The organism is Schinkia azotoformans (genome assembly GCF_035811335.1).
GTDB classification, from domain to species: Bacteria; Bacillota; Bacilli; order Bacillales; family Bacillaceae_J; genus Schinkia; species Schinkia azotoformans.
Window position 1 is genome coordinate 98,189 of record NZ_JARSMD010000016.1, and the last position, 13,653, is coordinate 111,841.

At 36.7% G+C, this 13,653-nt stretch carries 11 protein-coding genes and 1 pseudogene; 4 read left to right on the top strand and 8 right to left on the bottom strand.

The features are described from left to right. Nucleotides 1-84 precede the first annotated feature (84 nt). Both P9E47_RS09055 and dnaE read right to left on the bottom strand, forming a co-directional pair. Nucleotides 85-1,323 carry an NAD(P)-dependent malic enzyme gene (locus P9E47_RS09055; protein ID WP_035194264.1) on the bottom strand — a complete coding sequence of 413 codons (1,239 nt, stop codon included), beginning with the start codon at nucleotides 1,321-1,323 and terminating at the stop codon, nucleotides 85-87. A 150-nt stretch (nucleotides 1,324-1,473) separates the two neighbouring features. Then, nucleotides 1,474-4,830, bottom strand: a complete 3,357-nt coding sequence (gene dnaE / locus P9E47_RS09060) for a DNA polymerase III subunit alpha (protein ID WP_326153820.1) — start codon at nucleotides 4,828-4,830, stop codon at nucleotides 1,474-1,476. A gap of 107 nt (nucleotides 4,831-4,937) precedes the next feature. Between dnaE and P9E47_RS09065 the strand changes: the two genes are divergently transcribed. After that, nucleotides 4,938-5,276: a YtrH family sporulation protein gene (locus P9E47_RS09065; protein WP_326153819.1), complete on the top strand. Its 339-nt coding sequence runs from the start codon at nucleotides 4,938-4,940 to the stop codon at nucleotides 5,274-5,276. Continuing rightward, nucleotides 5,273-5,776: a sporulation membrane protein YtrI gene (gene ytrI, locus P9E47_RS09070; protein ID WP_326163204.1), complete on the top strand. Its 504-nt coding sequence runs from the start codon at nucleotides 5,273-5,275 to the stop codon at nucleotides 5,774-5,776. The genes P9E47_RS09065 and ytrI overlap by 4 nt, the downstream gene beginning before the upstream one ends. 29 nt (nucleotides 5,777-5,805) lie before the next feature. Here ytrI and P9E47_RS09075 read toward each other — a convergent pair whose 3' ends face one another. Further along, nucleotides 5,806-6,753, bottom strand: coding sequence for a DHH family phosphoesterase (locus tag P9E47_RS09075; protein ID WP_035194272.1), 948 nt, complete (start codon nucleotides 6,751-6,753; stop codon nucleotides 5,806-5,808). A 126-nt stretch (nucleotides 6,754-6,879) separates the two neighbouring features. Here P9E47_RS09075 and P9E47_RS09080 point away from each other — a divergent pair, with 126 nt between their 5' ends. Then, nucleotides 6,880-7,185, top strand: coding sequence for a YtpI family protein (locus tag P9E47_RS09080; RefSeq protein WP_326153816.1), 306 nt, complete (start codon nucleotides 6,880-6,882; stop codon nucleotides 7,183-7,185). Between the two features lie 67 nt (nucleotides 7,186-7,252). Here the strand turns inward: P9E47_RS09080 and P9E47_RS09085 are convergent, their stop codons facing one another. Then, nucleotides 7,253-8,563 carry a DRTGG domain-containing protein gene (locus P9E47_RS09085; protein ID WP_035194277.1) on the bottom strand — a complete coding sequence of 437 codons (1,311 nt, stop codon included), beginning with the start codon at nucleotides 8,561-8,563 and terminating at the stop codon, nucleotides 7,253-7,255. 134 nt (nucleotides 8,564-8,697) lie between these two features. After that, on the bottom strand, nucleotides 8,698-9,375 hold the full coding sequence (locus P9E47_RS09090) for a metal-dependent hydrolase (RefSeq protein ID WP_326163206.1): 678 nt from the start codon (nucleotides 9,373-9,375) through the stop codon (nucleotides 8,698-8,700). A gap of 257 nt (nucleotides 9,376-9,632) precedes the next feature. On the opposite strand from P9E47_RS09090, the gene P9E47_RS09095 reads away from it, so the two are divergent. Then, complete coding sequence (locus P9E47_RS09095; RefSeq protein ID WP_326163207.1) at nucleotides 9,633-10,100, top strand: hypothetical protein; 468 nt, start codon at nucleotides 9,633-9,635, stop codon at nucleotides 10,098-10,100. 276 nt (nucleotides 10,101-10,376) lie between these two features. Here the strand turns inward: P9E47_RS09095 and P9E47_RS09100 are convergent. The 3 genes and pseudogenes from P9E47_RS09100 to P9E47_RS09110 all read right to left on the bottom strand — a co-directional run. Continuing rightward, a pseudogene (locus P9E47_RS09100) lies at nucleotides 10,377-10,925 on the bottom strand (c-type cytochrome biogenesis protein CcsB); the annotation flags it as partial. Further along, nucleotides 10,922-12,529: a cytochrome c biogenesis protein ResB gene (gene resB / locus P9E47_RS09105; RefSeq protein WP_326163208.1), complete on the bottom strand. Its 1,608-nt coding sequence runs from the start codon at nucleotides 12,527-12,529 to the stop codon at nucleotides 10,922-10,924. The gene resB and the pseudogene P9E47_RS09100, both read right to left, overlap by 4 nt. 498 nt (nucleotides 12,530-13,027) lie before the next feature. After that, nucleotides 13,028-13,450: a transposase gene (locus tag P9E47_RS09110; RefSeq protein ID WP_326163210.1), complete on the bottom strand. Its 423-nt coding sequence runs from the start codon at nucleotides 13,448-13,450 to the stop codon at nucleotides 13,028-13,030. Nucleotides 13,451-13,653 lie beyond the last annotated feature (203 nt).

The following is a 13,653-nucleotide window of genomic DNA, read 5'->3' on the forward strand; positions in this document are numbered from 1 at the left end:
CAGCCGCCACCTACAAAATACATACAATAATCAAATGCTCTTCGACTTGCAACATTAAAGAAGCAGTGATTAACAATGATAAAGTTAGTTATCTTCTATTACAGCCAGCCTTCTTGTTTTTTCTTTTATTTCCTCTGGATCAACAATTTTCCTTGCTACACCTGTTTCAATTGCAGCTTTTGCAACAGCAGCAGCCACTTCTGGAGCGACTCTTGTATCAAAAGGAGCTGGAATTACGTAATCAGAAGATAGTTCTTCATCTGATACTAACCCTGCAATTGCATTAACAGCTGCAACTTTCATTTCCTCATTAATGTTAGTAGCATGGGTATCTAAAGCTCCTCTAAAAATACCAGGGAATGCTAATACGTTATTGACCTGGTTAGGGAAGTCAGAGCGTCCTGTTCCGACAACCTTAGCCCCACATTCTCTCGCTACTGATGGCATGATTTCAGGATTTGGATTTGCCATTGCAAAAATAATTGAATCCTTATTCATTGATTTTACCATATCTGGTGTCAAAGCACCTTCCACAGATACTCCAATAAATACATCTGCACCTTTAATAACATCCGCTAAAGTGCCTTCCACTTTTTCAAGGTTAGTCATTTTAGCAACTTGCTCCTTGATCTCATTCATGCCATATGTACGGCCTTCAAAAATGGCACCTTTTGTATCACACATAATAGCATTTCTAACACCAAAATGATAGAGAAGTTTAACAATGGCAATGCCTGCTGCCCCTGCACCATTCATCACAACTTTAATATCAGAAATAGATTTTCCAACTAATTTCAAAGCATTTACAAGTCCTGCAACCGTGACGATTGCTGTTCCATGTTGATCATCATGGAAGACCGGAATGTTAGCTTCTTTTTTAAGTCTTTCCTCGATAATAAAGCAATGTGGTGCAGAAATATCTTCTAGGTTTACACCGCCAAATGTTGGCTCTAACAGTTTAACTGTCTCTACAATTTTTTCAACATCAGTTGTATTTAGGCAAATTGGAAATGCATCCACCCCAGCAAAGCTTTTAAACAATACTGCCTTTCCTTCCATAACCGGCATAGCTGCTTCAGGACCAATATTACCTAAACCTAATACGGCAGTACCATCGGATACGACTGCTACCATATTACCCTTCATTGTATATTCATAAACTTTACTTTTATCTTCATAGATATCTTTACACGGCTCAGCGACACCTGGTGAATAAGCTAAACTTAAATCATGTGCATTCTTAACTTGAACCTTTGATTTTATTTCTAACTTCCCTTGATTGACTTGATGAATATGTAGTGCTTCCTCCCGTGTAACGGACATTCCCATTCACTCCTTTTGAAATTGACAAACTCTGCTTGTAAAAAAGTTAAGACCTAGTCTTATAAATTAATACTAAACTCCTTTATTATATCAAAAGTGAATATCCTGTAAAGATACTTCATTTTTATGTCCCTATTTTTATTCCAACAATTACTTTCTTATTACAACATTTTTCGCACCTAGTACCAATTTTAGCTTTTTCAAGCATTCTTTAGATAATTTTGCAGACCATTCTTTCGGAAGCAAAACAGTCTTCTGTTCATCAGCATAATGAATATATACTTCCGTTGTTCCGGGATATTGTTTTAAGATATTTTTAATTTGATGCAATTTCCCTGATTCCTGTTGTGATTTGTCGACTTTTAAGTATAATTTGTCAAAAGCATTTGCTTTTAAATCTTTTATCGACGTGGCTTCATCGATAATTAATTGCAATTTCCCCTCTCTTTCCTCTATTTTCCCCTGAATAAACAAAATTTCACCTTTTTTCAGTAAATTATTCAGTTTTTTGAATGTTAACGGGAATACAACAGCATCAAGTTCACCAGTATCGTCACTTAATGTCAGGAACGCCATTTGATCTCCTTTTTTTGTTTTTATGGTCCTTTGATCTACGATTAGTGCTCCCATATGGACTGGGGCGCCTACTTCCGTTTGTAAATTAGCAACCTTGATGGCCTTCGTTTTCTTTAGGAGGTCATTATACGGTTCAATTGGATGGTTTGACAAATAAAACCCAAGAACTTCTTTTTCCATCTGTAATTTGTCTTGAGTCGAAAGCGGTTCAATATTTACATATTGCGGCTTCGGCACGATGTCATCTGACAAGAAAAAGCCGCTGTCATCCTCATTCACCAATTCGGCATAGTCAATAGCTGCATCAAGACTCGCTAGTAATACGGCCCGGTCTTTTCCGAATTCATCAAAGCTTCCTGAAAGGATCAATGATTCTACTACCCTGCGATTGATGATTCTTAATGATACCCTTGCACAAAAATCAAACAGGTCTTTATAAAATCCTTTTTTCTCACGATGATAAAGAATTTCCTTTAATGCCGTGAATCCCACATTTTTGATCGGTACCAAACTAAATCTAATTTTTCCATCTTCGACCTGGAAATTATAACTGCTTCGATTGATTGAAGGCGGAAGAATGATCATTTGTTTTTGTTTTGCCTCTCCGATATATTGGGCAATTTTATCTTCATTTTGGGCAACACTTGAAAGCAATGCAGCCGTAAAATACAGCGGGAAATTCGCCTTTAAATAGGCAAGCCAATACGCAATCACACTATAGGCGACGGCATGGCTTCTGTTAAAACCATAGTTTGCGAAACGCACGATTAAATCATACACTTGTTCGGCTGTTTCTTCATCGTATCCTTTTTGAAGACAACCATTAACGAAATGTCCTCTTTCTTTCTCCAAAATTTCCCGTTTCTTTTTGCTGACTGCCCTTCTTAACAGATCCGCTTCCCCTAAAGTAAAGCCAGCCATTTTCGACGCAATTTGCATAATTTGTTCTTGATAAACGATAACACCATAGGTTGGTTCTAATATTTCCTTTAAATCCCGATGTGGAAATGTAATTTTTTTGTGACCATGTTTTCTTTCAATAAAGATCGGGATATTTTCCATTGGACCTGGACGGTACAACGCATTAACAGCAACAATATCCTCTAAATTTGTTGGCTTTAAACGTCGTAGTACCTTCCTCATTCCTGCAGATTCCAGCTGGAATACCCCTGTTGTGTCTCCCTCTCCAAGCAATGTGAATGTTTTTTCATCATCCAACGGTATTTCGTGAAGGTTGACAGGTTGTCCCACTTCTTTCTTAATGAATTGTTGGATGTTCTCGATTAATGAAAGGTTTCGAAGCCCTAGAAAATCCATTTTTAATAAACCCAGCTCTTCAAGAATGTCCATCGGATATTGAGTCAGCATGACACCGTCATGTCCTTCCTGCAATGGAACTAAATCTGAAAGCGGGGAGTCGCTGATCACTACACCAGCCGCATGTGTCGACGTATGTCTTGGCAGTCCCTCTATCTTCAAGGCAATTGTAAACACTTTACGGGCTTCATTGTTTTCTTGCAGTTCTTTTTGTAAAGGGATAGATTGCTTTAATGCTTGCTCCAATGAAATTCCCGGACGCGATGGTATGATCTTTGCCAAGCGGTCAATCTCAGTGGATTGTACTCCGAGAACACGGCCAACATCCCGAATCGATACCCGAGCCCCTAAAGTACCAAACGTTACGATCTGGGCAACATGCTCTTTTCCATACTTGCTGGAAACGTATTGAATCATCTCATCACGGCGATGATCCGGGAAATCGATATCAATATCCGGCATAGAAATCCGTTCTGGGTTTAAAAATCGCTCAAACAGCAAATTATATTTAAGTGGATCAATATTCGTAATCCCTAGAACATAGGCAACCAATGAACCGGCAGCAGAACCCCTGCCAGGCCCGGTTAGAATTTTATGTTTATGGGCGTAGCTCATAAAATCCCATACTATTAAAAAATAATCACTAAAATGCATTTTTTGAATCACTGTTAATTCATACTCCAACCGTTCATACGCACCACTTGGCAGATTGGACTTATACCGTTTTTCTAATCCTCTTTTACATAGACCTTTTAAATACTGATCCGCAGTAATCCCCTGGGGCAATGGAAATTTAGGTAATACCATGTTCCCAAGGTCGATTGTTATGTTACATTGACTTGCTATTTTCACTGTGTTTTGAATGGCCTCAGGCAAATGCTGAAACTCTTTAACCATCGTTTCTTCATCTTTTAAAAAATATTGTTTTCCTTCAAAACTTTTATCTGTTTCCGTCAATCTAGTTCCATTTTTAATACATTGCAAACATTCATGAATAATAGCATCTTCTTTTTGTAAATAATGGATAGGGTTCGCAATAACAGATTGAATACTTTTTTCCCGGCAAAATTGAATGACTAAACTATTCAGCAATTGCTCATGCTTTGAGAAACTAGGCTCAATTGCCATATAAAAATTATGTCTAAATAGCGCAGTATATTTTTCAAGCAGCTTTAATACCGTCTCAAAGTTTTCATGAAGAAGTTGTTGGTTGATTTCTCCTAAAGAAGGTGAAATCGCAACTAGATCCTTGGAATACGAGTTTAAGACCGCAAATGGAACCCCATTTTTATACTCTGTTTGCACAAGCGTTGAAAGCTTAAGCAAATGGCGATAGCCCATATTCGTTTGCGCCAAAAGAATCAGCGGATAGCTGGCTCTTTTGCCTTCCGCATCTGCCTCCGATTCAACTAATAACGATAAACCTATAATCGGTTTTATATTGTGTCTCTTGCAGGCTTTGTAAAAAGCCACAGCCCCATACATCACATTGTCATCAGTAATGGCCAACGCTGTATGTCCTTGCATAGCAGCAGCCTTCACTAGATCCTCTATATGTAACGTACTATTTAGCAAACTATAGGAACTGTGTACATGAAGATGTACGAATTTCAATTTCCTCACACCTTTTATGAATCTCTCTAATATAAAACAAACATACTAGTCCGCTTTTGTCCATATGTATATACTATTAGGTTTAGTTCTTACGGGGAGTTGGCAATATGGAAGAAGAGCGTTTTATGGCAACGATGATCAATTGTTATTTTATAGCTCTAGGCGTATTGTTAGGAGGCTCTTTAATTGGCGGTCTTGCTGCCTTTCTAATTGGTGAGCCGCCTATGACCATGATTGGCAGAATCGCTAAAAGCCTGAAAATCTGGGCCATTGTTGCGGCCATCGGCGGGACATTTGATGCGATAACAAATTTCCAGCGTGGGATATTTGACGGTGTCCCGATTGATATTTTTAAACAAGTATTATTAATTGTAGCCGCAATGGGAGGAACACAAACAGCCGCAAAAATAATCAGCTGGCTCATACAGGAAAATGTTGCCCCATGAGAATCCCGCCTCTCTACCAACTCAGGTCTTGGCAACGCTTCTTAGCGGGTGTTGCAGTGGGAAGCATTTTAGGCTGGCTCGTGTTCCTTTATATGTATGGCCATGTGCACGATAAACAGATTAATTTATTAATGGAGCAGAAACTAAAAATTCGGGATTTGGAAAATGAGAAAGCCATTTGGCAAAAGGATTATGAAAAATTTAATGAAGAGACGAAAAAGAAATTGATCATTGAAGAGATCAAGATTCATTTTACTAATGAAAAAAAATTAATGTTAAATGAGTTTACAAAATTCAATTTAAGAGAAGCGATCAAGAAGGATATCAATTCCTTAATAAAATTGGATGTAGAAACGGTATCCAAAAACAACCAATTAATCATCAAAACAATTGAAAACAAAGTCATCACAATTGAAGGACAAAAATATCAAATGAAAGTAGAACAGCTTCACTTATTTACAAGACTGGATCTTTACTTGAAAGTTGAATTATTGAATTAAAGGAAGCAAAGGAAGATCCTTCGCTTCCATTATTGTTTTTTATATTGCAGACAAGCATCCTCCAAGTCTTTAATAATAGCCTCTGTTTCATCCCAATTATAAATCGTTGCCCCAGATGCCAACGGGTGGCCGCCGCCATTATATTTCCCGGCGATTGTATTAATAATCGGTCCTCGTGAACGTAAACGGACACGAATTTCATTTTTCTCCTCCACAAAAAAGACCCATGCCAGTACATTTTCAATATTGCCAAGCAAGCTTACCAACTGTGAAGCATCAGTTGGTGTAACATTAAATTTTTCCAGCATTTCTTTCGTTATTGAAATATAGGCTACTCCTGATGGATCGTGTTTAAAGTTTTGAAGAATATAACCCTGAAGGTGTACGACTTCGGCTGTAGTATTGTACAGCTGATCATATAGAGAAGTAGGATCAAACTTATATTCTAATAGGTCTGCCGCATATCTGAACGTTTTTATATTCGTACTTGGAAAAAGGAATCTGCCCGTATCTCCGACAATGCCAGCAAACAGTAATCTAGCAGCCTTTTCATTAAGTTTTAAACCTTTATCTTTTCCAAACAAAAACAATTCATACATTAATTCACTCGTAGAACTAGAAGTTGTATCAACCCATAACAGATCACCGTATGGATCATGGTTTGGATGGTGATCAATTTTCACAAGCTTTTCCCCAAGTTTATAGCGGTTATCACTGATTCTTTCTTGATTTGCCGTATCACAAACGATAACCAATGCGCCCTTATAATAGTCATCTGGAATGCTGTCCATTTCATTCAAAAAAAGTAAAGAATCATAGGTTTCGCCCACGACATATACTTCTTTTTCCGGAAAGGAGGCTTTAATCATTTCAGCCAACCCCCCCTGAGAACCGATCGCATCCGGATCGGGACGTACATGACGATGAACAATGATTCTCTCATAACTTTTTATTAACTCTACTATTTCAGCTTTCATGCTTTTCTCCTTTTACAAACAAAAATTTAACATCTATAATAATGAATCAGATGGGTCCTTTAGACTCTATTTAATGTTACAATAATCTTGGATAAAAGAGAATTAAAATTTGGAGGATATTTACATATGCCTATTTTTGGTGTACTTTCAGTTCTTTGTTTAATTGCCTATGTGTTTTTTAGAGTTCGATATTTCAGAGTTAAACAGCCATATCATAGACAATGGATTTCAAGCAAAGCAACAATTGCTCTTGGCTCCTTTATGTTTTTCTTCGGTATCGACCAACTCATTGTTTGGCAGGACAAAGTAGCTATCATTGTCGGCAGCGTTTTTGCAATCGTTGGTTTTGTATATGCAATACAAGGCTTTAGAACTTATAAATTTTATCAGCCAAAAGCTGCTGAAGAAGCTAGGCAGCAGTATAAAGGCTAAAAAGCAAAGGCTGACTCATTGTCAGCCTTTTTTGCGTTCACTTAACGGGCGCTTCCGCTTTTCTATCTTATCGGTCAATTAATTGCGCCATTAATAACGCTTTTCCTACATTTTTTCCTTCATTGTAGACATCTACATCAACCTTACCAAATTTCCGGCCGACTTCCAAAACATTAGGATGCACTTCTAAGGTTGTATCAATTTGAACCGGCTTCATAAAGTATATTGTCAAGTTTTCAATGACAAGATCACCTTTTTTATAGTTCCTTAGAGCACGGCTTCCCGCTTCCGTGACAATTGTTGTAAAGACACCATAGGAAATCGTACCAAGGTGGTTTGTCATTTGCGGAGTTACTTTACATTGGAAAACATTCTGGCCCGCATCGCTATCTTCCACGAATTGGCTTGTAACGATATCATCGATTGTATCTCCGACTTGTGGCTGTCTTTGAATAACCTGTAGAGCTTTTAAAACATCCTGACGGCTGACAATTCCAAGCAAACGATGATGATCATCAATAACCGGCAATAGTTCAATTCCTTCCCAAACCATAAGATGGGCGGAGTTGGCAACAGAAGTACGTGCATTTACGGTGATTGGATTTTTGGTCATGACTTTTTCAATCATTGTTTTTCGATCAACCCCCATTACGTCCTTCGAGGTGACCATCCCTTGTACTTTCATATTATCGTCAACAACCGGAAATCTACTATGCTTCGTTTCATCGTTTAATTCAAACCACTTATCAACCTCATCCGTTGTTTTCATGAAGAATGTGCGGTCAACTGAAGTTAAAATATCATCGACAACAACGATTTCTTTTTTAATTAACTGGTCATAAATGGCCCGGTTAATCATCGTAGCAACGGTAAATGTATCATAGCTCGTTGAAATGATCGGCAGCTTTTTCTCATCCGCTAATTGTTTAACATTGTCATCTGCATCAAAACCACCTGTGATAAGAACGGCCGATCCAGCTTTAATGGCTTCTTCATGGGCTTTATCACGGTTACCTACAATTAGAAGGTCGCCTGCCCCTACATAACGGAGCATAGCCTCTAATTTCATCGCTCCAATAACAAATTGGTTTAACGTTTTGTGAAGGCCTTCTCTTCCACCCAACACTTGTCCATCAACAATATTAACAATTTCAGCATAAGTAAGCTTTTCAATATTTTCTTTTTTCTTCTTTTCAATCCGAATCGTGCCAACCCGTTCAATCGTACTAACTAATCCTTTGTTTTCTGCATCCTTTATTGCTCTGTAGGCTGTCCCTTCACTTACACTTAAATCCTTCGCAACCTGACGAACGGATATTTTATTCCCTACCGTTAAAGATTCAATATGTTGTAGTATTTGTTCATGCTTAGTAGCCAACTCTCTCACCATACCTTTAGTGAAACTTTGCAACCTTATGCAAAATCTGTGTTCATCCTTTTATTATACTTATTGAAAGTGTTGACTTCAATGCATCATTGCGATAAATACTATTATTGTCACATCCTTCATCTTTATAATTCAATAGACTCTCCGGGATTCAACAATTTTCCGTTTTCAAGCTTTGCAACAAACACTGCACCATCCTGCTTGATAACTGGGAATGTATTAAAATGAATTGGAACAACCGTTTTTGCATTAACCCATTTTGCAGCAAGCAGTGCATCCTCTGGTCCCATTGTAAAATTGTCTCCAATCGGCAAGAATGCGACATCAATATGATTTAGTTCACCGATGAGCTTCATATCTGAAAAAAGAGCTGTATCACCGGCATGATAAATTGTTTTTCCTTCATTTGAAAATAAAATTCCAGAAGGCATTCCTGTATAAATAAATTCCTTCTTCTCTTCAATAGCTATAGATGAACCGTGGAAGGCTTGGGTGAATTTAACTTTCCCAAAATCAAATTGATGAGAGCCACCGATATGCATTGGATGGACATTCAAACCTTGCCATCCTAAATAAACCGCCAATTCATTCGGCGCAACTACTAATGCATTATTTCTTTTGGCTAATTCGACTGTATCGCCTACATGATCTGAGTGGCCGTGTGTCAAAAGAACCGCATCTACCTGTAATTCATCTGCATTTAAATCGCATAAACCATTTCCAGTAATGAATGGGTCAATAATAATCTTCTTTCCTGCTGTCTCAATTAAAACAACCGCATGTCCATGAAATGAAACTTTCATTAATGGGTCACTCCTTTTAATATAGTTCTTGTTCTTAGTACATTACTACGACAAAAAGGTTGAATTTCCTTTATTCTCTTTCATTTTATCGTCATTACGTTAGCTTTATAATCGCGAATTTGGCAATTTATCTTTAAAACTTTTTATTTTACTAAGCTTTCCAAAAGAGTCTATCTGGTAACCTCCTTCATTTGGGCATATATTTTACCAACATTGAATAATAATTGGAGTAAATTGTATAGAATGGAGGGTGAAAAATGTTACTTGGTACATCACAAAGAAGGATTAATACCTATGATATTCAACCAGACATAGGAGAACTTCCTGATAAGAAACCAAAAACGAGAAAAGAGTTAACTGGCAAAAGAACAAGGTACTCCACACGATTTGCCAATCCGGATGGGAGTTTTACAGAAGAAATCTATCAACAGGCTCAGTTTTATGAAGATCCTACTGATAAAAAGTGGAAAAGGATAAATAATACACTCAAAAAAAGCACTAAGTTGCGTAATCGCTTTGAGAATACAGGAAATGCATTTAAAACACTATTTTCCGATGTATCAGACTCAAGCAATTTATTCTCAGTCCAAAAAGAGGGCTACAATCTCCATCTATTACTTGTCGGTGCAAAAAATGTAAAGGCAGTTATAAACGAAAATGAAATCAGCTATCCAGACATCCTTCCGCAGGTAGATGCAAGCTATCTTGTAAAGAATGAAAAATAAAAGAATCTCTTATTCTAAAATCTCCTACTGGGCAAAATCAATACTCATTTGAGTTACGTATGCCAGCTAATTTAAGTGCAAAGTTAGAAGCCGATGGCAGCATTTCAATTTTTCCCCTTTCAAAGAGAAACTTTGAATAAACATAAACGATTTGTTTAGTAAAAATGAAAAACCATTTTGTTTAGGTTAAAATTACTATGCAAAATATAATTAAAATATGAATTGAAAGTCGTATACCGTCTAAAGACGGTGGAGTTAGACCACACATTTGGAAATTAAAATTCCATATAAAATAATCTCAAGCCATTGAGTCTGCTTGCTAGCCCTTGATTGGTCAACAACGTGCAGTAAATAAATTAAGCCAGCTGCAAAACTGATTGCTAAAATAGCTTCCCCTAGTGCTGCTGTAGTTACGTGAATATAAAGCTAATGACTTTGTAATGCCGGAATCAACGGTAAAACATCGCGTGAAAACATCGCGGCATAAGCGATTACCAACAGTGCAACCGGCATTGTAAAGGCACCAATTAGAACATTTTTATACATAAAATAAATAAGGATAAACGCGAATACAAGCATCATTCCAAAAAATGTGGTGTATTCGAACAGGTTACTAACTGGTGCATGGCCTGCGGCAATCCACCTTGTTATAAAATAGCAAATTTGTGCGATAAAACCAATAATTGTAACAATAATTCCAAGCTTTGCCCACTTATTTGTATTTGCTATTGAATGTTTATCTCGAATCCCTGCAGCAAAAAAAACTGTGGCGAACAGGTAAAGAATAAAAGAAACATATAGTAAATTACTGCTAATTTCGATCAATTAACTCCCCCCTTGCTTACCTTTTCTTGTTGATCTACTGGAATAGGTAAAATCGTTCCTTCAAACATCGTCACTATTTCCCTTTTTAGTCCATACCAGTTTTTATTCGTATGGGCAGCGACCATTATTTTCCCTTCAGACTTTTGAATCCAAATACGACGATGATTCCAATACATTCCTTGGATGACACCAATCATAAAAATAATTCCACCTGCAATAATAATTCCAATCGTTCTATCAAGTCGAACAGTTAAACCTGTTGCATTCCGGGTATCGAGGTTTTGAAAAGACATTTTATAGTTATTTTCACCAAATGGTTCAACATTTGTTTGAATACCAACAAAGCTTACTTCCCCATCTGGTACGACCGGAGAATACATTTTGAAAATAAATGCCGGATTTTCGGGAAGTCTATTTTTTGTTGCGGGATTTCCTTCTTCATCAAAATAAAAGTTTGGAAAATAACTCATAAGTTCAACTTTATATCCGTTTCCAAGATCATAAATAGATTGTGGATTTTCTAGATTAATAACGACTTCTCCAAATCTCTTATTTGTTTTCTTCTCAACTAGTTGAAAGGTCATTTTATATAACTCATCAAGCCTATAATTAAGTTGGTAAAGCGCATAGCCGTTAAACTTTAAAGGATGATTAACTCGGATTTTCTGTTCTTTAATCTTTTTAAGTTCCGGCTTCTTCCCTGGAACTACCTCATCTACACGTTCATACAAAATAGCATCTGTTTGATAGTTTTTAGCCATTCCCATCCCAACAGTAAAATTATCTTTTTCGTCATAAACTTCTTTGATGAATCGCTTATTTTCTAAATAATATTTTCCATTGGTGCCCGGTATAACTTTTGTTTCCCCATCACGAAGCCATAATGCATCATCAATGTACATTCCGGGAAAAAAGCGCAACATTGCACCTATTAAAAATATTATTAATCCAATATGATTAACGTAAGGACCCCATCGAGAAAAACGACCTTTTTCAGCTAAAATATTACCTTCTTTTACGTGAACTCGATAATGTTTCTTTTTTAGTAAATTAATCAACTGCTCTTCTGATTGAGATGTTTCAATCCTTTTTTCAGCGAACAACCGTTGTCTTTTTAAAAAGTTTGAATTTCTTTTTACTCCTTGCTTTTGGAGCGCTTTATATAAAGGTACAACCCGATCTAGTGAACAAATTACAAGGGAAATGGCAATGAACGCTATCAAAATCATATACCACCATGAGCCGTATAAATCATAAAATCCAAGCTGATAATAAAGCTTTCCTGCAAAACCATATTCCTGTTCGTAAAAATCCTCTGGTGGAATATTCTGCGGTATATAAAGTTCCTGTGGAAACAATGTTCCTAATGAAGAAGCAAGTAAGGTAATAACAATTAACCAAACGCCAACTTTGACAGAGGAAAAAAAGTTCCAAATACTATCTATAAATGTTTTTTTGTACGTTTGTGAACGTCTAGCACTACCCTCATAGCGCATATCTAGTAGTATTTCTTTATCATTCTTGTCAAACGATTTTCCACAAGACTCACAAAATATCGTCCCATGAGGGTTAACATGTCCACATTCACATTTCACTTCCTTCATACTAATAACACCTCTTTAAGATTTATTGCCTATAATGAAATTAATAGAGTTCTCAAACAAAAAGTGTAAACTTATTTATTGTATAATTCAACCATTTAACCCATTATTTCCTAAATGATTATTGATAAGATTTACCAATACAGCAGCCAGTGGCGAGAGTTTCATCCAAAACACATGGATAGATAAAAGAATACGGTCAGCATCCAGAAATTCAGTTTTGCAGTGAATAATCAAAAAAATTCTTTATCCTGAATTATTCACAAAAACTTATTTTAGATGATTTACCAATACAAATCAGGGAATATTTGGTGATACCTTTATTCAACTGGATTAAATATCCCATTTTCAAATGAAGCTGGAGTAAAGACCAAGATGGTCGACCCGCAATTTACTAAACTGTACCAAAAAAAGGCAGACCTGTACCATGGTGAGTAAAATCATTTTAAATTTTACAGTTTATTCTACTATTATCAGCCAAAACGAGGTAGTTTCTGAATATTAATCAATGTTTCCATTAACTCTTTTATACAGACTATGGCTGGATAGTTTAAATGTAAGATAACGACCCGATCGTACGATTTTTCCAGCAATTTTGATGATCTGTAAGCGAACAGTATCAATCAGTTTTGTGTTCATGGCATCCGGTAAACATAATCTTTTAAATCCACTGTGACGGTTATAGGCGATAATGGCGATTTGTAGCTTACAAGCATTTCGTTCAAATTCAGTGCTTGTCATTTTACCAAATGCAAAGCCAAATTTTCCTTCTTTAATGTAGTTTTCCATTGTTCCCCGATTGAAATAAAGCTTCGTGATATTTTTGGGGGATAAGCTCATGTTTGTCACTATAAAGGTGAATTGAACAAGAAGCTCATCTTTTAGTCTTTCCATCTTCACGACAACCCGGCGGGGATGTGTCAAGGAACGCTACGCTTGCCTTTTCCACTGGGTTCTGTGTTAACCCAGATAAAGAACCGTCATAAAACAATTCAGTTTAGGACAATGACGGTCTAATCAGACTGAGATTACCGTCATTCCGGTACAGTCGATTTAGCGAATTTGATAAATTTATAGTATTATCTGTATAATTATTTTATAAAAATAAAAAAAGAAGGTTGGATACG